This is a genomic window from Streptomyces sp. S3(2020) (assembly GCF_013044505.1).
In the GTDB taxonomy this organism is placed as follows: domain Bacteria; phylum Actinomycetota; class Actinomycetes; order Streptomycetales; family Streptomycetaceae; genus Streptomyces.
Genome location: NZ_JABERD010000008.1, coordinates 77,301 through 98,721, shown reverse-complemented (window position 1 = coordinate 98,721; position 21,421 = coordinate 77,301). Strand labels below are relative to the sequence as shown.

Below are 21,421 nucleotides of genomic sequence, written 5' to 3'. Positions count from 1 at the left end.
CGGAGTGCTCAGTCCTCGGCCCCCGGGGGCCGCAGGCGGACGGGACTCGTCCTGCCTGTCCGGCCGGCTGTCCCGGGGCGGCGCGCTGTCGGGATGGGCACCGGCTCGGTGCCGGCCACGACGGTGTTGCTGATGGAGCCGAGGCCCTCGACTGCCAGGGTGACCACGTCGCCGGGTACGAGCGGCGGCGGATCCAGCTTGCCGCGGCGGCCCCAGAACTCGGCGAGGCAGCCGTTGCCGCAGGTGCCCGATCCCAGCACGTCCCCGGGGCGTACCTCGGTGCCGCGGGAGGCATAGGCGGCCATCTCCTCGAACGTCCAGGCCATGTGGCAGAGGTTGTCCCAGCCGATGACGTCGTCGTTGACCTTGACGAGGACGTTGAGATCCAGGCGGCCGTCGCGTCCGCGGGCGGCTTCGAGTTCGTCCGTGGTGACGAGCCAGGGGCCGAGGGTGGTGGCGGAGTCCTTGCCCTTGGCCGGTCCGAGCTTCACCTTCATCTCGAAACCCTGTAGGTCGCGGGCCGACCAGTCGTTGAGGATCGTGTAGCCCACGATGTGCTCGCGGGCCCGTTCGGGGCTCAGATCGCGCCCCGCTTTTCCGATGACGGCGGCGACTTCCAGTTCGAAGTCGAAGCGCTCACAGCCGGGTGGCACGGCCACGTCGTCGTGCGCTCCGACGACGGAGTACGGGTTGGAGAAGTAGAACGCGGGCTGGGCGTACCACTCGTCGGGCACGCTGTCGCCGAAACCCTGGGCCATGCCCTCCAGATGTTGTTCGAAGGTCATGAAGTCGCGGATGGTGGGCGGCTGGAGCGGGGGCAGCAGGCGGACGTCGGTGAGGGCGACCGGCGTCGCTGTGTCGAGTGCGGCCGCGCCGGCCTGGCGTAGGTCCTGTTCGCTCTGTTCGACGAGGTGCAGGAGGGTGGTTCCCTGCGGGAACGGGTGGATCTTGTCCTCGGTTGGGGACAGGGCTCCGCAGAGTTGGTTGCCGTTGTGCTGGAAGGTCGCGAAGCGCATGGTCAGTTCCCGTGGGCGGTGGGTAGTTGGGTGGGCTGGGGCTTGAAGCCGATGAAAGCGGCGGAGACGGCTGCGGCGAGGAGGCAGGCGCAGGCGGTGACGAGGAGTCCGGTGTTGTAGCCGTCGGCGAGTGCCCGCTGGGTCAGCGGAGCGATTTTGGCGCTGAGCGGGCCGAGTTCCGCGGTGTGCAGTGCGATCGGGCCGCCGGTGGCGAGGACGGCTTGGGCGGTGCCGTTCTCGGCCAGGCTGAGTCCGGCGTCGCTGAGCTGGGAGGTGAGTTGTCCGGCGGCCAGGCTGAGGGCGACCGCGCCGACGATCGCGGGGCCGAGGGTCTGGCCGAGGTCGCGGACCAGGCTGGTGGTGGCGCCGGCCATGCCGGTCAGTTGCTGGGGGACGGTGTTGACGGCGGCGGCGGTGAGCGCGGCGACGACGAGTCCGAACCCGAGGCCGTTGAGGAGCAGTGGTCCGAGGAGCGGGACGAGGGCGTGCTCGTCGACAGGCACGGCCCGCAGCCACAGTTGGGCGGCGGCGAGTGAGGCGAAGCCGCCGACGAGCATGGGGCCGGGCCCGGTGCGGTGCAGCAGTCGCACCAGCAGGGGCCAGATGAACGGGGTGATGCCCTGAATGATCAGAAACGGTACGGCGGCCTTCAGCGGGCTCTGGTGCTGGATGACGCCGAGGCGGATGCTCAGGGTGTAGGCACCGCCGAGGAACCCGAACATGCCGACCACGGTCGCGACGGTGGACGCCGCGAAGGCGGGGATGCGGAACAGCTCCAGGCGCAGCATGGGCGTGGCGGACCGCGTCTCGACTCGGACGAAGGCGGCGAGCAGGACCGCTGCCGCGACGAAGGCCGCGACCACCAGCGGCGAGCCCCATCCGTCGCTGGGGCCCTGGATGATGCCGTACAGCAGACACAGCAGGGCCAAGGCGATCGTGACCTGGCCCGGCCAGTCCAGCGCGCGTCCCTCCGGTGCGCGGGATTCGGCGGCGAGGAACCAGGCGGCGACGGCGGTCAGGGCGGCCAGGACGCCGACGGCGCCGAAGGCCCAGCGGAAGGAGGTGTGTTCGACGATCGCGCCGGACAGCAGAGGGGCGATGAAGGCGCCCATGGACAGGGCGGTGGTCCAGGAGGCGAGTCCCCTCGCGCGGGCGGCGGGTGTGCGGGTCCGGGCGGTCACCACCGCGAGAGAGGCGGGGAAGAGCGCGGCGGCTCCGAGGCCGGAGAGCGCCTGCCCCGCGATCAGTTGGCCCGGTGTCTGGGCGGTGGCGGAGACCAGGTAGCCGATGCCGGCGACGAGGGCGCCGTGGACCAGGAGCCTCTTGTGGCCGTAGAGGTCCCCCAGGACACCGAAGGTGAGGGCCAGAACGGCTGCCGGGACCATGAACGCGTCGCTGATCCAGGTGAGTTCGGCACCCGAGGTCTGAAGGCTGCGCTGGATGACGCCGTTGATGGCGGCCGGCAGGACCAGCCCGATCTGCGCGAGGCACACGGCGAGGCAGCCCGCGACGAGTGTGCCCGTCTGACGCTCCGGTGCGACGGTCGCCATCGGCGCGGTGGCCCGGGGTCGGGCGGGAGGGGAGACCATGGCTTCTCCTGGGAAGATGGTCCTGCGACGGCAGGAGCGTGGCGGCTCAGAGCTAGACATGGGGGCAGAGTTCGGCCATGCAACCGAACAGTTGTGGGCCGTCCAGCGGGGGAAGGCCGGGGTCGAGCTCGCGATAGACCGTGTATACGTTCACGGCCAGTCGTTCCTTCCCGGCGAGGCCCGCGAACCGGCCCAGGACGATGTCATGGGCCGCCTCCCGCGGCGTCATTCCGCGGGCGTGGCGGGCGCTCGCCTGGTCGTGCACGTACTCCAGGTAGGCGCGGGTCGCGTGCAGCACGGCCTTGGTGGTTACCGGTCCGTGACCGGGGACGATGGTCTCGACGCCGAGGCCGAAGATCAGCTCGCAGGCGGCGATCCAGTTCTCGAACGGGCCGTGCCAGACGACCGGTGTCGCTCCCGCGAAGACGATGTCCCCGGTGTAGACGGTCCGGGCGTCCGGCACGTGCACGATGGTGTCTCCCGCGGTGTGCGCGGGGCCCACGTCGACGAGCCGGACGCAGGTGCCGCCGATGTCCAGGGTGAGGTCTCCGGTGAAGGTCCGGTTCGGGAGGACGGGGCGGATGCCCGTGAAGTCGAAGCGGCCGAAGATCCGCCGGGCGAACCTCCCGGCTGGTGTGCCCGCGGACTGGAGACGGGTCATGTCCCGCGGCTGGACTGCCCGCATGTCGGCGAGTGAGGCATGCGCGGCGATGATCTCGGCGTCGCCGACGAGCTGGTTGCCGAACCAGTGGTCGCCGTTGCCGTGGGTGTTGACCAACGTCGACACCGGGGCGCGTGCCGTGACGGGGGTGAACCCGTCGAGCATGCGGCGGGTGAGGCGGAGGTCGTAGAGCGTGTCGATCAGCAGGGATTCGCCGCGGCCGGAGACGAGCCCCGCGTTGCTCATCCCCCAGCCGCCGGGTTGCTGCCACACGTGGCAGCCGTGCCGCAGGCGCAGGTACTGGGCGGGCGAAGAACTGGTGTCGGAAGCCACACTGCCTCCTACGGCGAGCACACAGCGAGTACGCGACTTGAATCCAAAGTTGTACTGGAGTCTATCTATAGGCTGGAATCTAGTGAGCGTCACGTCCGAGGGTCAAGGCCCGTGCGGAGCGTGATATCTCTGAAGGCATGACGAGCTCGGACGTAGATCCCGCGGGCCTCGGGCGCAGGGAACGGAAGCGGCGGCAGGTCCGTGACCAGCTCTACGCCGCCGCCATCCATCTGTTCGCGGCGCAGGGCTACGAGGCGACGACGATGGACCACATCGCCGAGCGCGCCGACGTGGCGCGGGCCACGGTGTTCAACCACTTCACGCAGAAGACCGGCTTCCTGGAGGAGTGGGGAGCGCGGCGGCGGGCGAAGGTGCTGGGGATCCTCCGACAGGAGCACGCCGAAGAACTGACGGTGGGGGAGCGGCTGAGGCGCTACGTCGGCGAACTGGCCGTCCTCAACATCGAGTCACGGGCCGAGACCGCCGTGCTGATGGAGGCGTCCGCGCGATTCGGACAGCTGCTCCGCGACCCCATGCCCGAGAAGGAACTCGCCGCCATCATCGAGGAAGGGATCCGCCGGGGTGAAGTGCGCGCCACCGTGGATCCCGGCGAAGCCGGATCACTGATCGCGGCCGGCTACTTCGCGGGCGTCATGCGCTGGACGGGAGAGGAGCCCGAGCCGTTCGAGCTTCGGCAGAGACTGGAACGGATGCTGGACATCGTGCTGGAGGGCATCCTGCGCTGAGTTCCGGGAGGATGCCGAGTGGTTCGGTGCACGTCAGCGCGTACGGCCCGGCCGTGACCGATGCCGGTCGTCAGCGCGCCGGTTCGCGCTTCACCACCCAGAAGCCCGCCTTCGCTGCCACAAGGTTGTATGCGGCGTCCGGGTGCAGTTTTCGCGCATAGGCGAGCATGTCTTCGCCGCTCCATTTCGGATCGTAGTAGGCGATGTAGTCGGCGATGACGCCGTGAGCGTTGCCGACCCAGTAGACGCGGCATCGATTGGTCAGGTGCGCGCTGGGGATGACATTGACTTCTACTGACGCGCCATCGGGGATGCGTGCCAGTGTCGACGCGCCGGCTTCGGCGTGACGGTCTGTGCTGTAGGTGGCGCCGTCAGCCAGTGAGGCGAAGGGCAGATGCATGCTCAGCGTCAGTGCCACCGCGAGCACGACAGCGGGCAGATGGTGGGCGTAAGCCCGGACCAGAGGGCGGTGCGCGACGCGCATCCGGGTCAGAGCGTCGGTCATGGCCAGCGCGGTGACCGGCATGAGGACGGCACTGTAGTGCCAGTCGACGCTCCAGTAGTGCTCGTCGTTGGACAGCATGCGCCAAGCCAGCGTGGGCAGGGCGGCTATCAGCAGAGGCGAACGGAGTGCGAGCAGGCCACTCGTGGGCAGGAAGATCCACATCAGGGTCTGGAGCTTCTCGCCTCCTCCCTCGGTGAGTGTCGCCATGAAGCCGGAGTCGTCGCCGATCTTGGCCCAGTAGTCATAGCCGCCCTCGCTGAAGACAGGAATCAGCACAGTCACGGTGAGCAGGCAGCAGACCGTTGCGACCGCCGCGGTCGCGAGGGCCGGCAACAGGTATCCGGGGTCGCGTTCGCGGCATCGCCAGGCGACGACGAGCGCGATGGCCGCACAGGTGAGGCCGAGGTCCTCCTTCACAAGCAGCAACGGAGCAGCCCATAGCAATGCCGATCGCCATCGTCGCAGCAGGGCGGCAGCCAGCGATGCGGCGATCAGCGGCACAGCGAACGCGATCTCATGGAAATCGAAGTCGGCTGCTCTCTGCAGCCCCCAAGACATTCCATAGCCTGCGCCGATCAGAACTCCTGTGCGCCTGCCCAGCAGTTGAGCCGCAGCGTGAGTGACAGGCCACACGGATGCGCCCAGCAGTATCGACTGGGCGACCAGCAGAGTCAGGGGGGTCGGACACAGGCGATAGAAGGGGGCCAGAAGAACCAGCACCGGGCTGAAGTGGTCGCCGAGAATCGCGAAGCCCGAGCCCTTGAGATCCGCAACCGGCCATCGCAGGTGGGAGTACGAATCGACGACCTGGACGAAGATACCGAGATCCCAGGATATCGTCCCGTAGCGCACCCACCGCGATACCGCCAACACCGCGTACAGGCCGCCGAAAAGGGCCGCCAGGAGGACGCCGTCGGCCCAGGCGGGACGCGTTCGGGAGACCCGCGACGACGTGGACACAACCTGGGGTGCCGGCCGACGCGGCGCGGCAACGGAGCTCAGGTACAACTCTTTGGGTGTCACGGAAGCCTCCCGAGAGCTCCGCTCGAGGGCGGCAACGATCCCGTGGGTGTAGCAGTGGCCGTCTTGGTGGTGAGCGATGGACTGGGCGGGGCGATCGGATCGCTCTCGGATGTGTCGGTCAGGACGATGACAAGCGCGGCGGTGACACCGGTGACCGCGATCACGAAACCGGCGGCTGCGGTCGCCAGACGGCGTCGGCGCCGGGCACCGCCCAATGTGGTGATCCTCGCCCCGGTCGCAGGCTCAGCAGCACGAGAGGCGGCCGCAGCGACGACATTGAATCGTCTGCGCAGCTCGGCATCTGCGCCCGTGGAGTCGAAGGACTGGCTCGGCCAGGGGTCAGGCACCATCGCGCTCGTCCTCCTCGGTGTCGTCCAGGAGAAGCGCCATGGCGGCGCGCCCTCTGAACAGGTGGGTTTTCACGGTTCCCGAGCTCATGTGGGCCGCTGCGGCAATCTGCTCCACCGTCATGTCACACAGGTAGAACGAGACCATCACCAGGCGCTGCCGCGGCGGCAGCTGCCCCAGGGCCTGAGCCAGCGCGAAGCTCTGCTCGTCCGGGCCTGCCACCTCGGCGGGCCGACTGCGAACCTCTCTTCTCCAGGCTTCCCTTCCTCGCCGTGTACTCCTGAAGCGGCTCACGGCAAGCCGGAAAGCCACCGTTCGCACCCAGGCCTCGGGAGTCGCGGTCTTGTCGATGGAAGCCCTGCGGGTCCAGCAGCGCACGAATGCCTCCTGCACCACGTCTTCCGCCTCTTGGAGATCTCCGGTCAGGAGGTACACCTGTCCGGTCAGGCGCCTCACACTGGACGCGTAGAACTCCTCGTATTCCTCTGTGGTCAACCGCCGGCTCCTCGGGTGTTGCTGTCGTGTGGTTTACGCCTGGGCGGTCGCGCAGGTTGACATGGCGCGGCGAAATATCGAGTGGGCGGACCGTGTGGCGGGTGCGGTCCGATCTGGAGGCAGCGAGCGCGCCGGCGAGGGGTTTGCAGCTGGTGCCGCGTCAGGCGACGTTCGCGTTGTCGATCACATCGAGCGGCCGTTCGTCGGAGGCGTGCGTGTTCCGCCGGAGGTTGTGTCAACTTAGTGGCTGATCTTGATTGCTGATGTGCCAGGGGTGTGAGCAGGACCTGAGAGGCTCCTGGACTTCGTCCGCGTGCTTGTCCGGCGCCCTGCGCCGCTCGGGATAGCGCCTCGGCTTGCTCATCAGTCGGACGGATGGCTTCGGACGGATGGCTGAGGTAGGAGGGTCGTGGAACTGGAGCGAGTGGAGGAGATCTCCTGATTCACGCTGAGGATGCCTGCCGCGCCCTGGTGGGCCGGGCGGTCTGTGATTGCCCCGGCTAGGAGAGAATTCAGCATGGCCTCTCGACCGCAGTCTCCTCCCCGGTCCTACGACGAACTCGTCACCGAGTTGCGGGGGCGGGGAACAACTCTGACCCGATCGCAACGCCTGCTCGCCGAGCGCGTCATGGCTGACCCTGAAGGCGTGGCCTTCATGACGGTCTCCGACCTGGCCTCGGCCGTGAGCGTCAACGAGGCGACTGTCGTTCGGTTTGCCAACGCGCTTGGACTCGACGGCTTCCCCGGGCTGACACGACTGTGCCGTGAACAGCTGCGTGAGCAGGCTCAGCTGCTGAACCGCTACAAGCACCTGGAGCGGCTCGGCGCGGAGGGCAGTGACCCGCTCGAGCGTACGGTCGCCCTTGACCAGGCCAACATCGCCCGGACCTTTGCCCGCATCCATCCCGAAACCTGGCAAGGCGCAGTATCCGCTTTGACGGACTCGCCGAGGGTCCACGTGTTGGGGCTACGCAAGTGCCACGCTCCCGCCTACCTGTTGGGCTATTTGCTGCGGATGCTGCGTGAAGACGTCCACACCGTTACGGGTTCGTCGGGGAACCTCACCGACGAGCTGCGGCGTGTCCGCGAGGGCGACTGCTTCGTAGCCGTCTCCATCCACCGCTACAGCGCGGAGACCGTCAAGGGTGCCGAATGGGCCCGCTCGCGTGGCGCCCACTGCGTGGCGCTGACCGACAACCCCTCGTCACCCCTGGCGACCACGGCCGACCATGTCTTCTACGTCGATGCCGCGGGTGCGTCCGTCCTGCGCTCGATGGCTGCTTTCACCTCCCTGGTCCAGGCGCTGGCGACCGGCGTGGCTCAAGCGCGCGGTCATGAAGCACGGTCGACTCTTCTCGTGGAGGAGCAGTTGCTGGAGCAGTTCTCCGTCTACACCGCCCCCAGCACATGACATGAGGAAGGGTGCGGCTCGGATGCCGCCCCCTTCCTCTGCGGCCTAGCTCAGCCCTGTCCTGCCCTACCGGGTCGGTGCTGTTCAGCGCCTGCCAACGCTCTGCCTCGGACTCGCCGTACCGCAGGTCCGACGGCGCAGGCCGCGACGAACTCGGCATGCATGGCCTGCGCCACTGCGGCGTGTGGTCACTTGGACTGTTCGATGTGCGCCCGTACATCGGGCGTTTCCTGCAGCAGATGAGCGGCAACTGACTGCATCGGCGCCGCCGGGCTCGACCAGATCTCACTGGCCATGCCGACCAGGTCCGGGGGCAGCTTCTGTCCCCACGCGCCGCCCCGCACCCGGGCCAGCCGGATCCGCCAGCCCCCGTGCCATTGACTTGCTAAGCCCCAGAGCTCGGCGACCGCGCACACCCCCTGTGGCCTGAGGAGTGAGTCCTGGTCCTATACGGCCACCGGATCAAAGCGGAACTCGCCTACAGCCGCGGACCGGAGAAGACCTGGGTCCACGGGGCCTTGCGTGTCCGGGACGGCCAGCAGATCACCATGACTGGAGGCCCCCGCATCTTCCGCGCAACCGCCTTCACCAGCCAGTCCCTCGCCAACCCCGACGACATCACATACGCCACGACCCTGGCGACCGACCAGCTCAACTCCCGTGCCAGACCATGGATCTGGGGCAGGCCGGCCCCGCCCACACGCCTCCTATGGCGCCGACATGTGTACACCGTCAGACGACCGGGTCGGTCGCGCCTGGCCGTCGTATCGCGTGCTCGGGGGCATGCCGCCGCCAGCCGAGCGCGCAGGCCCAGCTTCGAGAACTGTCCAAGGGACGCAGATGTAGGGCCGTCGGCCGCTGAGGCAGAACGTCTGGGCTGCACCTGGCGTCAGGATGAACCGGCTTGCTCGGTCAGGCTGATCCGTCGCCGACCGCGCCCCGGAGCTGCTCGTGCAGCCGAACATGTCGCCCATGGCTGCCTTCGCTTCCATGGGCTGACCCACGTTCAAAGACATTGAACACCGCAGGTCACTCGCGCGTACTCAGCCTATGAACATCCTTTGAGCGGACGGGAGTCACGGTGAGCCTTTCGCGGAATGCCACAGGCACGATCTTCATGGGTGGCGCGCTCAGCCTGACCTTGGTCGCACTCGCCTACCCCACCATGCTTGGCTTCGACAAGGCGTCCACCGCACAGGACCGTGTGATCGCCCAGACCCAGTGGGGTCCGCTCACTGAGCAGGACCGGGACTTTGTCGCCAAGGTGCGGGCGGCGGGGCTGTGGGAGTACCCGCTGGGCAAGATCGGCATGGAGAAGGGCACGACCAAGGAGGTCAAGACCGCGGGCGAGCACCTCGTCGACGGTCACGCGGCGCTGGACACCACCTGCCGCAGAATCGCCCCGATGCTCGGCATCACCCTGCCCAACGTCGCCAGTCCGCAGCAGGTGGCGTTCGTGAACCAGATCAACTCCAGCTCCGGCCGGGAGTTCGACTCGAACTTCGCCAACATCCTGCGCATCACCCACGGCTCGATCTTCAACACGGTGGCGAAGATCCGCTCCACCACCAAGAACTCGCTGGTGCGGGCGCTCGCGGACCAGGCCAACGACACCGTCCTGGACCACATCACGGTCATGGAGAAGACCGGCTTCGTCAACTTCGACCAGGCCCTCTTCCAGCAGACCACCCCGCCGAAGCTCCCCGCCTCCGACCTGACCCCGCCGCCGCCTCAGCCCGGCGAGCCGATGGTCGTGCTCACCGCGCCACCGACCGCGACCTCCACCCCCGCGGTGCTCCCCGGCGACCCCACGGGCGAGAGCGTCCCGAGCGCGGGTGTCAGCCCGAGTCCGGGCAACGGATAGACGCGTCCTCCCCGGCGCCGAGGTGGCCGGGGCATGAGCGACTCACACCCACGGGACGAAGAGCATCCTGCTTCTGATGGTGTACACCTCGGTGAGCGGTGGCTCGGTTCTCCCACCTCTCCGGGTACTCCGCGAAGCGGGTCTCGGTCGGCACAACCGACGGGGCCGGGCACGGCCGCAGCGATGAGGGGACGACTGAGGCCGCCATGCGGTGCCGGACTGTGGCGCGGTGGAGCATGGCGTGGTCACCGTCTGAGACGAGGCGGGGGTCGGCCCGGGCGGTGACCGTGCGGGCCCGGTGGACGAACGATCCGGAGGCGTGCGGGTCGGTGACACCGTCGCGCTCTCCGTGGGTCACGGCCACGTCCTCGTCCCGCAAGTGGGCCACCGGTTCGCCGTCCGGGCACCAAGGCGCAATGCCGCAGCCGCCCGGACTCGTGGCGTCTCCGCGCTGACGGCTCGTACGAGAGGGCGCGGTCGGGTTTCACCTGCGATTTCATGGACGTGGGACCAATCCGTGGCCTTCCGGGGATCGGATTACGTCCGGAGATGTCCCGACCACGGAGGACCCCGTGAAAAGAGCCGTGCATATCGGCAGAAACCCATCCGCCGAGCCGGATCTGGAGGAGTTGGTGGGCCGTGTCGCCCTGGGCGAGGAGGAGGCGTTCGCCTCGGTGTACGACCTCGTGGCCGGCCCGGTCCTCGGCGTCGTGCGCGCTGTGCTGCGCGACCAGGCACAGTCGGAGGAGGTGGCGCAGGAGGTCCTGGTGGAGGTGTGGCGCACCGCCGCCCGCTACCGCCGCGACCGGGGCACGGCCATCAACTGGATCCTCACCCTGGCGCACCGCCGTGCCGTCGACCGGGTGCGCTCCGTGGAGGCCGCCGCCGCCCGGGACCACAAGGCCGCGCTGCTGGAACAGACGCCCGAGTACGACGAGGTGACCGAACAGGTGGAGGCCCGGCTGGAACGGGAGCAGGTGCGGCGCTGTCTGCGCACCCTGACCGAGATCCAGCGCCAGGCCGTCACCCTCGCCTACTACCGGGGCCTGACGTACCGCCAGGTGGCCGAAGCCCTGACGCTTCCCCTGGGCACGGTCAAGACCCGCCTGCGCGACGGACTCATCCGGCTGCGCGACTGCCTGGGGGTGACCGCATGACGACCGCCGACCTGCACACGCTGACGGGTGCCTACGCCCTGCACGCCCTGTCCGACGAGGAGCGCAAGGCCTTCCGGCGGCACCTCGCGGCCTGTGAGCCGTGCACCCAGGAGACCGCCGAACTGTCCGCCACCGCCGCCCGCCTGGGGCTCGCCGCCTCGGTCACACCGCGCCCGGCGATGCGCGAGCAGGTTCTGCAGCGGATCACCACCGTCCGCCAGGAATCACCCCGGGAGCCGGCCCTGCCCCGCACGGACCGGACGGCCTCGTGGGGACGCGCGGTGTCGCGGTGGGCGCTGGCGGCGTGCATCGCGGCGGCCACCGCGCTCGGCGGCATCGCGGTGTGGCAGCACGAACGCGCCGAGGACGCCCTGGAGCAGGCCCGGCGGGCCGAGCAGGGGACGGACCGGATCGCCGCCGTGCTCGCCGCGCCGGACGCCAGGACCCGTTCCGCGAAGCTCGCCGACGGGGCGACCGGCACCGTCGTCGTCTCCGAAAGCCAGGACCGGGCTGTGTTCGTCGTCTCCGGGATGGCGCATCCGCCGAGCGGGAAGGTCTACCAGCTGTGGTTCGACGACCACGGCTCCATGCGGTCCGCGGGGCTGATGGACCCCGGCCGCAGCGACCAGGCCGTGCTGTTGGGCGGCGCGGTGGACGGGGCGTCCGGGATGGGAATCACCGTCGAACCGGCGGGTGGTTCTACGGCGCCCACCTCGTCACCGGTGGCTCTGATGACCTTCCCGGCCTGACGGAGTGGGGCCCGGCCGGGCCCCACTCCGTCACTTGGGTGGCAGGGGGAAGAAGCCGCTGGTCCGGGCCATGTACGACGCGTATCCGGGGCGTTCGGCCATGTGCTGCTCCAGGAGCCGCTTCCCGCTGCCCTTGGTCAGGAGCAGAGTCATCACCACTGGCGAGACCAGCACGGCCGCCGCGGCGGCGGGCGCGTCGCACGTGATCAGGAAAAGGCCCCACCAGACGCAGAAGTCCCCGAAATAGTTGGGGTGGCGGGTCCAGCTCCACAGGCCGCGGTCCATGATCCGGCCCTTGTTCGCGGGATCCGCCTTGAACCGGGCCAGCTGGGCGTCGCCCACCGCCTCGAAGCAGACCCCTACCGCCCACAGACAGGCGCCCACCGCGGCCACCGCCCCCATGGGTCCGGTGATGTACTGCGCGGCCTGCACCGGCAGCGACACCAGCCACACCAGCGCGCCTTGGAGCAGGTACACGATCCGCAGCGCGTACAGGTTGCGGCTGCCGGGTGCCTTGGCCAGCAGCGCTTCGTAGCGGGGATCCTCGCCGTGGCCGCGCCCGCGCCGGGCGATGTGCGCCGCCAGCCGCACCCCCCACACCGCCGTGAGTACGGTCACCAGCAGCCGCCGCGCCGGCTCACCGCTGTCCGCCGACAGCACCCAGCTCACCACGGCGACCGCGGTGAACGCGAGGCCCCAGGCGATGTCGACGATCCGGTGCATCCCCTTGCGCAGGGCGAGGGCGAAGGTGAGCAGCATGACGCCGAGCGATGCCGCCGCGCACCAGAGGAGATTCGTCGCGAAGTCCGCCCAGGCGAATCCGTTCACAGCCGGTCCAGCCCGGCGTACCAGTCCGCGGGGGTCGCGGGCATGGCGCCGCGCCCGTCGGCCGTGGGCCGCACGCCCAGGATCTGGTCGACACCCATCCGCCGCTCCTCGAAGGCCAGCGCCCCGCCGACCAGATAGAGCCGCCACACCCGGGCCGTCTCCTCGCCGACCAGCTGTACGGCGTCGTCCCAGCGCTCCTCCAGCGTCCGGTGCCAGGCGGCGACGGTACGCACGTAGTGCTCGCGCAGCGACTCCACGGACCGTACCTCCAGCCCGGCCGCCTCCAGCAGGACCACCGTCTCGCCCACCGGCCGCATGTGCATGTCGGGCGCGATGTACGCCTCGATGAAGGCGCCGCCGCCCGGCGCGGTCCGGCCACGAGACATCTGCTGCACCAGCACCCGGCCCAGGGGCCTCACCAGCCGGTGCAGGGCGGCGGCGAACGCCGGGTACTCGGTGTCCCCGACGTGCTCGCCCATCTCGACGGTCGCGACGGCGTCGTAGCCGCCGCCCTCGATGTCGCGGTAGTCCTGGCACACCACGTCCACCTGGTTCTCCAGGCCCCGTTCGCGTACCTGCTCACGGACGTGGGCCGCCTGCTCACGGGCCAGCGTGACGGCCGTGACCTGGGCCTTGTGCCGCTCGGCCGCGTAGAGGGTGAGGGAGCCCCAGCCGCAGCCGATGTCGAGCAGCCGGGCGCCGGGTACCAGGGCGAGCTTGCGGCAGATCAGCTCCAGCTTGGCGCGCTGCGCGTCGGCCGGGGCGAAGTCAGGGTCCTCGCTCGCCCAGTAGCCGCACGAGTAGGCCATCGTCTCGTCGAGGAGCAGGCGGTAGAAGGCGTTGGACAGGTCGTAGTGGTGGCTGATGGCGGCTCGGTCGCGGGCCTTGCTGTGCAGGCCGCCCCGCAGTCGCGCCTGTGCGGCGGGCGGGGCCGGACGTGGGCCCACGGCGCCGAGGCTCAAAGCCGTGCCGACCGCCCGGGCACGGTCGGCGATGCCGAGCCGGGGCGTGTGCGGGCCGTGTTCGCGCGCGGCGGCCCACAGACCGCGCAGTGCGTCGGCCAGGTCGCCCTCGATATTGAGGTCACCGGTGACGTATGCCTGTGCCAGACCCAGTTCGCCGGGCTGCCACAGCAGGCGACGCAGGGCACGGCGGGACCGTACGACGACGAGTGGCGCCTCCGTGGGGCCGGCCTCGCTGCCGTCCCAGGCGCGCACCCGCACCGGGAGGCGGGCGCCGAGCGTGGTCTCCAGGGCGGTGACGATCCGGTGGGCGGCGCCGGGCGCGGCGGTGGCGGTCATCGGGTGCAGGCCTCCTTGGTGAGCAGGTACTGCTGGACGTTCAGATATCCGGAGCGGAATCCGGCCTCGGAGTAGGCGAGGTAGAACGTCCACATGCGGCGGAACGTCTCGTCGAAGCCGAGCGCGGCGACCTCGTCCGCGCGTTCGGTGAAGCGTTCGCGCCACAGCCGTAGGGTCTCGGCGTAGTGGGCGCCGTAGGCGTCGCGGCGGGTGACGCGCAGCCGGGTGTGGTCGCGGACGGTCTCGGCGACGGCCTCGACGGAGGGGATCAGGCCGCCGGGAAAGACGTACTTCTGGATCCAGGTGAAGGTGTCCCGGCTGGCCAGCATCCGCGCGTGGGGCATGGTGATGGCCTGGAGGGCGGCACGCCCGCCCGGGGCCAGCCGTTCGTCGAGCGTGCGGAAGTAGACGGGCCAGAACTCCGCGCCCACGGCCTCGACCATCTCGACGCTCACGACGGCGTCGTAGGTGCCGCGTGCTTCGCGGTAGTCGCACAGTTCCACCGAGACCCGGTCCGTGAGACCGGCCGCCGCGATCCGCTCGCGGGCGAGATCGCGCTGTTCGCGGGAGAGGGTGAGGGAGGTGACCCGCGCGCCGCGTGCGGCGGCGCGGATCGCGAGTTCGCCCCATCCGGTGCCGATCTCCAGGACCCGGGTGCCCGCCCGTACGTCGGCCAGGTCGAGGAGCCGGTCGATCTTGCGGTGCTGGGCGGCCGGGAGCAGGTCCTGGTCGGCCGGGAAGCCGCGGAAGAGCGCCGAGGAATAGCTGAGGGTGGTGTCGAGGAAGAGGGCGAACAGGTCGTTGGACAGGTCGTAGTGGCGGCTGACGTTGTCCCGGGAGCCGTCGGGGGTGTTGCGTTCGGTGTACGGCCGACGCGGGGCCCACAGCCCCCGCAGCCGCTGGAGCGGTGCGGGAACGAGCTCGGCCGCGTTCGCCGCGAGCACGGTGAGGACGGCCACGAGATCGGGCGCGTCCCACTCGCCGGCCATGTAGGACTCGCCGAAGCCGACCAGACCCTGGCCGCCGATGCGGCCGTGGAAGGCCGTCGGGTCATGGATGTCCAGCGCGGGACCGCCCTGGCCGAGTGAGGTGCCGTCGGGGAACCGGACGTGCAGCGGCAGGTTGCGCAGAGCCCGTCGTACGACGGCCGCGGCGACGGAGGTTCTGGCCCGGGAGACGGCGGGTGGTGAGGTGATGTCGGGCCGGCGGTCCGGGTCGACGCCCCCTTGTACGGGGGGCACGGTCACGGTCCGCCCCGCGTCGGCGGATCGGCGTTCGGCTGTCGTCATGCGGGGTTCTCCGTGTTCTGGTGGTCGGGTCGGGGCTGGACGGGCAGCCCGCGCAGGTAGAGGCGGATGCCGTGCAGGCGGATGGCCGCGGAGACGGCGAGCGTGGACCAGGGACGGCGCAGCAGCGTGCCCGCCCTCACTTCGTGCCGTGTGCCGCGAACGGTTGCGGTGAACGGTCTGCCGTCCTCGCGTTCCAGATGCACGGTGAGATCGAGCCGGCTCCCGGGGGCGGGCAGACGCATGCGGTAGCGGCCGTCGACCGGGAAGAACGGCGAGACGTAGAACGCCTTGTCGACCTCCGCCACCCCGGAGGCGTCCGGTCGGAGCAGGTAGCTGTGGCGCCGGCCGTAGGTGTTGTGCACCTCGGCGACGACACACCGCGGGGTGCGGTCGGGGCCGTGGCACCAGTAGAGGGTGAGCGGGTTGAACACGTGACCGAGTACGCGTGCGTGGGTCAGCATCACCACCGGTCCGCCCTCCAGGTCGACGCCGTGGCCGGCCAGGAAGGAGTCCAGGCCCGCGCGGATGGAGGGGTGGCGGCCGGTGAAGTGGTCGCGTGGATCGAAGCGGGCGAATGCGCGGAGCGGCAGGGGGAGTCGGGGGAGCCGGTCGGGGTCGACGAGCCACATGTACGTCCGGTGGCGCAGCGCGTAACGCTGGGGCGCGGTGCGCACGTGGGTGATCGCGCAGCGGTACAGGGCGGGCGTGGGCGCGGGTGTCGTCACCATCGCACCCCCAGGGTGGCCGCGGCCGTCACGCCGGAGCGGCAGCCGTCCTCGTGGAAGCCCCAGCCGTGGTAGGCGCCGGCGAACGCCGTGACGGAGGTGCCCAGTTCGGGCAGACGTCGCTGGGCGGCCACCGACTCCGGGGTGTAGACGGGGTGTTCGTAGACCATGCGGGCGCGCACCCGCTCGGGGTCGACGCGGTCCTCGCCGCCGAGGGTGACCACGAACGTGTCGGCGGCGTCGAGGCGTTGGAGGCGGTTCATGTCGTAGCTGACCCGCACCCGGTCGGCGCCCGCCGTGCAGGACGGCATCAGGTAGTTCCACGAGGCCCGCGCCCCGCGCGCCCGGGGGAGCAGGCTGGTGTCGGTGTGCAGCAGTGTGGTGTTGCGCGTGTACCGGAAGGCGCCGAGGACCTCCTTCTCCTCGGGTGTGGCATCGGCCAGCAGCCGCAGGGCCTGGTCCGGGTGGGTGGCGACGACCACCGAGTCGTAGGACCGTGTGGTGCCGTCGTCCGTGGTGACGCTGACCCCGTCGGGGTGCCGGCGCAGGACGCGGACCCGAGTGCCGAGGCACACCGAGTCCAGGCGGGCGGCCACTCGCTCCACATAGGAGTGAGAACCGCCGGTCACGGTCCGCCAGGTCGGCGACCCGCCCACCGAGAGCATCCCGTGGTGCTCCAGGAAGCGGAACAGGTAGGCGGCCGGATAGCGCTGGGCGGTGTCCGCGTCGCAGGACCACACCGCCGACACGACCGGGGTCATGAAGTGGGTACGGAAGTAGGGGGTGAAGCCTTCCCGGTCCAGGAACTCCCCGAGGGTGAGGGCCTGTTCGCCGGGCCGGCCCAGGAGGCGCCGGGCTGCCCGGTGGAAGGCGGGGACCTCCGTGAGCATGCGGAGATAGGCCCCGCGCAGGGCGTTGCGGGGCCGGGCCAGCAGCCCGGAGGGGCCGCGGGCGCCGGCGTACTCCAGGCCGCAGCCCTCGCACCGCACCGACATGCTCATCTCCGACTCCTGCGTGGTGACACCGAGTTCGTCGAAGAGACGCAGGAGGTTGGGGTAGGTCCGGCGGTTGTGCACGATGAAGCCGGAGTCCACGTGGTGCGTCCTGCCGTGTGACTCCAGTTCGTGGGTGTGGGCGTGCCCGCCGAGCCGCTCGTCGGCCTCGTACAGCGTGACGTGGTGCGCGCGGGCCAGTACGTGCGCGGCGGTCAGTCCCGCCACCCCGCTGCCGATCACGGCCGTGTGCCGCCTCCGCTCGCTTGCGGCGCTTCCTGACGTGTGTGACATCGCCTTTCCTCCTGGTCGGGTCGGCCACGGACATGGATCTCGCGCGTAATCCGAAGCTGCGACCGGGGCGGATTGGGTGAGGAGTGATCTTCCTGAGATGTGGTGGTGCGATGGCTGTTCCGCTCGCGCGACGTACGGCATACGGGTGTATTCGCCCGGACGCGATCACAAGTGGTAGGGACGGCTTGTCATACGGTCATGACGATCAGTGAAGTTCTCCAGGCGCCCATGCCGTCCCACCCCCGCCGCCGCGACGGCCGGGCGCCGTTGCCCCGGCCCGAGGAGCGCCTCCGGCTGCGGCGCGCCTGGCATCTCAGCGAACAGCAGGTGGCCACGGCGTTCGGGGTGACGGTCGTGACGGTCCGGTCCTGGGAAGCGGGGCGTACCGCACCGACGGGGCTGCGCCGGGCCGCCTACGCGGCGTTCCTGAACGGCCTGGCCCAGGGTCTGGTCCAGGGCCAGGTCCCGGCGCCGGCCGGCCCGGCCGCCTCGCCCCGTGTACCGGCGGAGTTCCGGGCGGCCCCGGTCGCTCCCGGTCCGGCACCGCTCCCGGCCGGTCTGCCCGTGGGTGACGGTCCTGATCCGGTCTCGCTCGCCCGGCGGCGCAGGTTCCGCCTGGCAGCCGTCGCCGCGGGCGTCTGGACCGTTTTCGCGCACGTCATGATCACGTCTCCGCCGCCGCATCCGTAGGTGTGTGTCCACCGGAGCGGATGCTCAGACCAGGCCCGTGACGGTCACGGTGACGCGCGCCCGCGCGCTCTGCCCCGGGAGCGCCGTCGACAACTGTTCCTCGACGGTGCGGCGGGCGGCGCGGGCGACGTCCACCGTGCGTGCCGCCCGCCGCGCGACGAGGTGGATCTCGACGAGCCAGGGCCCGGTACCGCCCGGCCGGGCCAGCCGTACCCCCGCCGGGGACGCCGGGTCCGCGCCGGGTTCCGGCCGGACCAGGGCGGCCCGCAGCCGTCCGCCGAGTCCGGGCCGGAGGAAGGCGACGCCGGGGAGGTCCTCCACGGCACGGGCGATCTCCGCGGTGAGCGTGCCGTGCACGGTGGTCCGGGTCATCGGGCGGGTCCTTCCTGGCCGTCGGCCGGGGTGTCGAGGAGGTCGGTGACGCGGATGTCCACGGTCGCCGTCGTCAGGCCCAGCTCGTGGTCCGCGGCTTCCCGAACCCGGTCGCGGACGCGCTCGGCGAGGTCGGGGAGGGAGGCGTCGGCCGGTGCGTGGATGTCGAGGGTGACGTCGACAGGTCCGGACACGGTCCCGTCGCCGGTGGCGCCGGGCCGCAGACGGCAGGAGCCGGCCCGTACGCCAGGCACCGACTCGGCGGCCGCCCGCAACGTGCGGGCGGCGACCGCCTCCATGATCCACAGGTCCTCGTCCGGCTCTCCCAGGGGCAGGGGACGGCCCGGGCGAAGTTCGAGGCGTACGACGTCCATGACCCGTCGGGTGAGCGTGGACGTGTCGTAGTCGGAGGTGTCGGCCCCCTCCTCGCGCAGGCCGCGTACCGCGGACTCCAGCTGGTCGAGATCGCTCACCGCCTGCCGGCAGTGCGGGCAGCTCCGCAGATGAGGGTCGTCGACCTGCTGTTCCCAGTCGTCCCAGACCCGCGGCAGCAGCCTGCCGCAGGCCAGCCGCTCGTCGTCGCCGCCGGTGTGGGTGTCGGTGTGTGCTGTCATCGCCAGGCCCCCAGTGCGTGTGTCAGGCAGCGTCGTGCACGAAAGACACGGGCGCGGACGGCCTCCTGGCTGATGCCGACCGCGTCCGCGACGAACTCGTAGGACCGGCCGTCCAGTTCTCGCAGCACCCAGCAGGCGCGCTGCTCGGCCGACAGCAGGTCGAGGGCGTCCCGCAGGTCACGGACCGCGTCCCGGGCCTCCGTGATCCGGGCGGGGGAGACCGCGTGCTCGGGCGCGGGCAGCTCTCCCACCGCTTCCAGCGGCGCCAGCGGCCTGCGGGCGCGCAGCACGTTCAGGCACCGGTTGGTGACGATCCGGTATATCCAGGTGCCGAAGGCGGACCGGCCGTGGAACTCGGGCAGCCGTCGCCAGGCGCTGATGAACGCGTCCTGGACGGCGTCCTCCGCCTCCGTGCGGGAGCCGAGCAGGCGTGTGGCCAGCCGGAGCAGCGCCGGAGCGTGGCGTTGCACCAGCACGGCGAACGCGTCCTCGTCCCCTTCCGCGGCCCGGACGGCCAGCAGGGTGTCGTCGATCTCGCCTCGCGCGTCCGGTGGTGCGGTCTGTCTGCGGGCCCCCGCCACTGGGCGGCTCCTCTCGTCTCGTCCTGGAGGTTGGACACGGCGGTGCCGCCTCCTGTTACGCGGCACTTCCCGCGCAGACAGGCGTACGGATGCTCAGGGAGCCGTGGAATCCGTAGCGGGAACGGGTTCGGATTGGTCTGAAAACCCACTTCATCCGATCGAGTGGCCGACCAATCCGCCGCTCTTTCAGGCCCGGATTCCCCACGTGACGGAGAACGAGAAAGCACCGCGGAATTCCCGCCGGCCGACGAGGCCGGTGCTCGGGGCACTGAGCGGTGCTCTGGCGGGTTTCGCCGCGCTCGCCGTCGCTGAGCTGGTGTCGGCGTGGGTACGCCCGCAGGCCGGTCCGGTCGTCGCGGTGGGAGGCGCGGCGATCGACCGCACACCGGCCGGTGTGAAGGACTGGGCTATCCGGAATTTCGGCACCGACGACAAACTGGTTCTCCAGCTCGGAATTCTCGCCGTTCTCGCGCTGTTCGCCCTGGCGCTGGGAATTCTCGCGCTGCGCCATCGGCGAACCGGGGCGGCGGGAGTTCTGCTGTTCGGGGTCGTCGGGGCTGTGGCGGCCACCGGCCGGCCGGACTCGACCCGCCCCGCCGACGCCCTGCCGTCCGTGGTGGGCGCGGTCGTGGGGGCCGTGGTCCTGTTCGTGCTCGCGGGCCGTCTCGTGCCCTGCGCGCCGGCGTCCGCCCCGACCGCGGACGAGGAGACCGGCATGTCCCCCGGGCAGGGGTGGGACCGCCGCGGGTTCGTGATCGCCGCGACAGCCGCCGCTGCCGGGTCCGCCGCGGCCGGCGCGCTGGGCCGCGTCCTCAACGGATCGCGCGGCCAGGACGCGATCGCCTCACGCGAGGACGTGGTCCTGCCCGCGCCCGCTTCGGCCGCCCCTGCCGTGCCCAGGGGAGCGGGGCTGAGGATTCCCGGCATCAGCGCGTTCACGACCTCGAACGAGGACTTCTACCGCGTGGACACCGCACTCGTGGTGCCCCGGGTGGACGCGACGACCTGGCGGCTGCGCATCCACGGCCGGGGCGTCACCCGTGCGCTCACGCTCTCCTTCGACGACCTGCTGCGGCGGGAGTTGGTCGAGCGCGACATCACCCTCACCTGTGTGTCCAACGAGGTCGGCGGCCCCTACATCGGCAACGCCCGCTGGATCGGCGTACGTCTCGCGGACCTGCTGGCCGAGTGCGGAGTGGAGGCGCCCTCCCGGGGCGGTGCGGCCGACCAGCTGGTGGCCCGCTCGGTGGACGGCATGACCATCGGCAGCCCCGTCGAGGACGTGATGGACGGTCGCGACGCCCTCCTCGCCCTCGGCATGAACGGCGAACCCCTGCCCTTCGAGCACGGCTTCCCGGTCCGGATGGTGGTGCCCGGCCTCTACGGCTATGTCTCCGCCTGCAAATGGATCAAGGACATCGAGCTCACCACGTTCGACGCCTACGACCCGTACTGGGTCAGGCGTGGATGGTCCCGCAGGGCGCCGGTCAAGACGCAGTCCCGGATCGACACCCCCAAGCCCTTCGCCCGCCCCAAGGCCGGCACGGTCATGGTCGGCGGAGTCGCCTGGGCGCAGCACCGGGGCATCGACAAGGTCGAAGTGCGCATCGACGACGGACCGTGGCAGGAGGCCCGGCTCGCAGCCGAGGACTCCCGTGACACCTGGCGCCAGTGGTCCTTCGCCTGGCAGGCCACCAAGGGCGGCCACATCCTCACGGTGCGCGCCACCGACCGCACCGGCGCGGTGCAGACCGAGAAACGCACCCGCACGCTCCCTGACGGCGCCAGCGGACGGCACTCGGTCGTGGTGACCGTCGACTGACCCCCCGAGCCACCTT

The 21,421-nt window shown here is 70.6% G+C and carries 20 protein-coding genes; 7 read left to right on the top strand and 13 right to left on the bottom strand.

What is annotated here, in order from left to right; genetic code table 11:
• Positions 1-8 precede the first annotated feature (8 nt).
• The 3 genes from HLK59_RS04860 to HLK59_RS04850 are packed head-to-tail and all read right to left on the bottom strand — an operon-like array spanning position 9 to position 3,599.
• Positions 9-1,016 carry a fumarylacetoacetate hydrolase family protein gene (locus tag HLK59_RS04860; protein ID WP_171139955.1) on the bottom strand — a complete coding sequence of 336 codons (1,008 nt, stop codon included), beginning with the start codon at positions 1,014-1,016 and terminating at the stop codon, positions 9-11.
• A gap of 2 nt (positions 1,017-1,018) precedes the next feature.
• A complete protein-coding gene (locus tag HLK59_RS04855) occupies positions 1,019-2,605 on the bottom strand; it encodes an MFS transporter (RefSeq protein ID WP_171139954.1) in 1,587 nt (528 codons plus the stop codon).
• 52 nt (positions 2,606-2,657) lie between these two features.
• Positions 2,658-3,599 carry an MBL fold metallo-hydrolase gene (locus HLK59_RS04850; protein ID WP_346779650.1) on the bottom strand — a complete coding sequence of 314 codons (942 nt, stop codon included), beginning with the start codon at positions 3,597-3,599 and terminating at the stop codon, positions 2,658-2,660.
• 137 nt (positions 3,600-3,736) lie between these two features.
• Here HLK59_RS04850 and HLK59_RS04845 point away from each other — a divergent pair, with 137 nt between their 5' ends.
• Positions 3,737-4,345: a TetR/AcrR family transcriptional regulator gene (locus tag HLK59_RS04845; RefSeq protein WP_171139953.1), complete on the top strand. Its 609-nt coding sequence runs from the start codon at positions 3,737-3,739 to the stop codon at positions 4,343-4,345.
• 70 nt (positions 4,346-4,415) lie between these two features.
• Here the strand turns inward: HLK59_RS04845 and HLK59_RS04840 are convergent, their stop codons facing one another.
• Both HLK59_RS04840 and HLK59_RS04835 read right to left on the bottom strand, forming a co-directional pair.
• Positions 4,416-5,873 carry a DUF2079 domain-containing protein gene (locus tag HLK59_RS04840; protein ID WP_346779649.1) on the bottom strand — a complete coding sequence of 486 codons (1,458 nt, stop codon included), beginning with the start codon at positions 5,871-5,873 and terminating at the stop codon, positions 4,416-4,418.
• A gap of 339 nt (positions 5,874-6,212) precedes the next feature.
• The gene (locus tag HLK59_RS04835) at positions 6,213-6,716 is read right to left on the bottom strand and encodes a SigE family RNA polymerase sigma factor (protein ID WP_171139952.1); all 504 of its coding nucleotides are present in this window, start codon (positions 6,714-6,716) and stop codon (positions 6,213-6,215) included.
• Between the two features lie 517 nt (positions 6,717-7,233).
• On the opposite strand from HLK59_RS04835, the gene HLK59_RS04830 reads away from it, so the two are divergent.
• The 4 genes from HLK59_RS04830 to HLK59_RS04815 all read left to right on the top strand — a co-directional run bounded on the left by HLK59_RS04830 (position 7,234) and on the right by HLK59_RS04815 (position 11,897).
• Positions 7,234-8,127, top strand: coding sequence for a MurR/RpiR family transcriptional regulator (locus HLK59_RS04830; RefSeq protein ID WP_171139951.1), 894 nt, complete (start codon positions 7,234-7,236; stop codon positions 8,125-8,127).
• A 1,117-nt stretch (positions 8,128-9,244) separates the two neighbouring features.
• On the top strand, positions 9,245-9,991 hold the full coding sequence (locus tag HLK59_RS04825) for a DUF4142 domain-containing protein (protein WP_171139962.1): 747 nt from the start codon (positions 9,245-9,247) through the stop codon (positions 9,989-9,991).
• A 572-nt stretch (positions 9,992-10,563) separates the two neighbouring features.
• Positions 10,564-11,148 carry a sigma-70 family RNA polymerase sigma factor gene (locus HLK59_RS04820; protein WP_171139950.1) on the top strand — a complete coding sequence of 195 codons (585 nt, stop codon included), beginning with the start codon at positions 10,564-10,566 and terminating at the stop codon, positions 11,146-11,148.
• On the top strand, positions 11,145-11,897 hold the full coding sequence (locus tag HLK59_RS04815; RefSeq protein ID WP_171139949.1) for an anti-sigma factor: 753 nt from the start codon (positions 11,145-11,147) through the stop codon (positions 11,895-11,897). Before HLK59_RS04820 ends, HLK59_RS04815 begins: the two co-directional genes overlap by 4 nt.
• Before the next feature lie 30 nt (positions 11,898-11,927).
• Here the strand turns inward: HLK59_RS04815 and HLK59_RS04810 are convergent, their stop codons facing one another.
• Genes HLK59_RS04810 through HLK59_RS04790 form a run of 5 tightly spaced genes read right to left on the bottom strand, consistent with a single transcriptional unit; the run spans position 11,928 to position 17,326 of the window.
• A complete protein-coding gene (locus HLK59_RS04810; RefSeq protein WP_171139948.1) occupies positions 11,928-12,725 on the bottom strand; it encodes a DUF1295 domain-containing protein in 798 nt (265 codons plus the stop codon).
• A complete protein-coding gene (locus HLK59_RS04805) occupies positions 12,722-14,026 on the bottom strand; it encodes a cyclopropane-fatty-acyl-phospholipid synthase family protein (protein ID WP_171139947.1) in 1,305 nt (434 codons plus the stop codon). Before HLK59_RS04805 ends, HLK59_RS04810 begins: the two co-directional genes overlap by 4 nt.
• Positions 14,023-15,315, bottom strand: coding sequence for a cyclopropane-fatty-acyl-phospholipid synthase family protein (locus HLK59_RS04800; RefSeq protein WP_171139946.1), 1,293 nt, complete (start codon positions 15,313-15,315; stop codon positions 14,023-14,025). The genes HLK59_RS04805 and HLK59_RS04800 overlap by 4 nt, the downstream gene beginning before the upstream one ends.
• A complete protein-coding gene (locus HLK59_RS04795) occupies positions 15,312-16,043 on the bottom strand; it encodes a DUF1365 domain-containing protein (RefSeq protein WP_171139945.1) in 732 nt (243 codons plus the stop codon). The genes HLK59_RS04800 and HLK59_RS04795 overlap by 4 nt, the downstream gene beginning before the upstream one ends.
• Positions 16,037-17,326, bottom strand: a complete 1,290-nt coding sequence (locus tag HLK59_RS04790) for an FAD-dependent oxidoreductase (protein WP_171139944.1) — start codon at positions 17,324-17,326, stop codon at positions 16,037-16,039. The genes HLK59_RS04795 and HLK59_RS04790 overlap by 7 nt, the downstream gene beginning before the upstream one ends.
• 198 nt (positions 17,327-17,524) lie before the next feature.
• Here HLK59_RS04790 and HLK59_RS04785 point away from each other — a divergent pair, with 198 nt between their 5' ends.
• The gene (locus tag HLK59_RS04785) at positions 17,525-18,016 is read left to right on the top strand and encodes a helix-turn-helix domain-containing protein (protein ID WP_171139943.1); all 492 of its coding nucleotides are present in this window, start codon (positions 17,525-17,527) and stop codon (positions 18,014-18,016) included.
• A 24-nt stretch (positions 18,017-18,040) separates the two neighbouring features.
• Here HLK59_RS04785 and HLK59_RS04780 read toward each other — a convergent pair whose 3' ends face one another.
• Genes HLK59_RS04780 through HLK59_RS04770 form a run of 3 tightly spaced genes read right to left on the bottom strand, consistent with a single transcriptional unit; the run spans position 18,041 to position 19,583 of the window.
• Complete coding sequence (locus HLK59_RS04780) at positions 18,041-18,388, bottom strand: hypothetical protein (RefSeq protein WP_171139942.1); 348 nt, start codon at positions 18,386-18,388, stop codon at positions 18,041-18,043.
• Positions 18,385-19,002, bottom strand: a complete 618-nt coding sequence (locus tag HLK59_RS04775; RefSeq protein WP_171139941.1) for an Asp23/Gls24 family envelope stress response protein — start codon at positions 19,000-19,002, stop codon at positions 18,385-18,387. Before HLK59_RS04775 ends, HLK59_RS04780 begins: the two co-directional genes overlap by 4 nt.
• Positions 18,999-19,583, bottom strand: a complete 585-nt coding sequence (locus HLK59_RS04770; protein ID WP_171139940.1) for a sigma-70 family RNA polymerase sigma factor — start codon at positions 19,581-19,583, stop codon at positions 18,999-19,001. Before HLK59_RS04770 ends, HLK59_RS04775 begins: the two co-directional genes overlap by 4 nt.
• A 205-nt stretch (positions 19,584-19,788) precedes the next feature.
• On the opposite strand from HLK59_RS04770, the gene HLK59_RS04765 reads away from it, so the two are divergent.
• Complete coding sequence (locus tag HLK59_RS04765) at positions 19,789-21,405, top strand: sulfite oxidase (protein ID WP_171139939.1); 1,617 nt, start codon at positions 19,789-19,791, stop codon at positions 21,403-21,405.
• Positions 21,406-21,421 lie beyond the last annotated feature (16 nt).

Coding starts and splice junctions, on each gene's coding strand:
- HLK59_RS04860 (WP_171139955.1), bottom strand. CDS start 1,016: ATGCGCTTCGCGACCTTCCAGCACAACGGCAACCAACTCTGCGGAGCC.
- HLK59_RS04855 (WP_171139954.1), bottom strand. CDS start 2,605: ATGGTCTCCCCTCCCGCCCGACCCCGGGCCACCGCGCCGATGGCGACC.
- HLK59_RS04845 (WP_171139953.1), top strand. CDS start 3,737: ATGACGAGCTCGGACGTAGATCCCGCGGGCCTCGGGCGCAGGGAACGG.
- HLK59_RS04830 (WP_171139951.1), top strand. CDS start 7,234: ATGGCCTCTCGACCGCAGTCTCCTCCCCGGTCCTACGACGAACTCGTC.
- HLK59_RS04825 (WP_171139962.1), top strand. CDS start 9,245: ATGGGTGGCGCGCTCAGCCTGACCTTGGTCGCACTCGCCTACCCCACC.
- HLK59_RS04815 (WP_171139949.1), top strand. CDS start 11,145: ATGACGACCGCCGACCTGCACACGCTGACGGGTGCCTACGCCCTGCAC.
- HLK59_RS04805 (WP_171139947.1), bottom strand. CDS start 14,026: ATGACCGCCACCGCCGCGCCCGGCGCCGCCCACCGGATCGTCACCGCC.
- HLK59_RS04800 (WP_171139946.1), bottom strand. CDS start 15,315: ATGACGACAGCCGAACGCCGATCCGCCGACGCGGGGCGGACCGTGACC.
- HLK59_RS04795 (WP_171139945.1), bottom strand. CDS start 16,043: ATGGTGACGACACCCGCGCCCACGCCCGCCCTGTACCGCTGCGCGATC.
- HLK59_RS04790 (WP_171139944.1), bottom strand. CDS start 17,326: ATGTCACACACGTCAGGAAGCGCCGCAAGCGAGCGGAGGCGGCACACG.
- HLK59_RS04785 (WP_171139943.1), top strand. CDS start 17,525: ATGACGATCAGTGAAGTTCTCCAGGCGCCCATGCCGTCCCACCCCCGC.
- HLK59_RS04780 (WP_171139942.1), bottom strand. CDS start 18,388: ATGACCCGGACCACCGTGCACGGCACGCTCACCGCGGAGATCGCCCGT.
- HLK59_RS04775 (WP_171139941.1), bottom strand. CDS start 19,002: ATGACAGCACACACCGACACCCACACCGGCGGCGACGACGAGCGGCTG.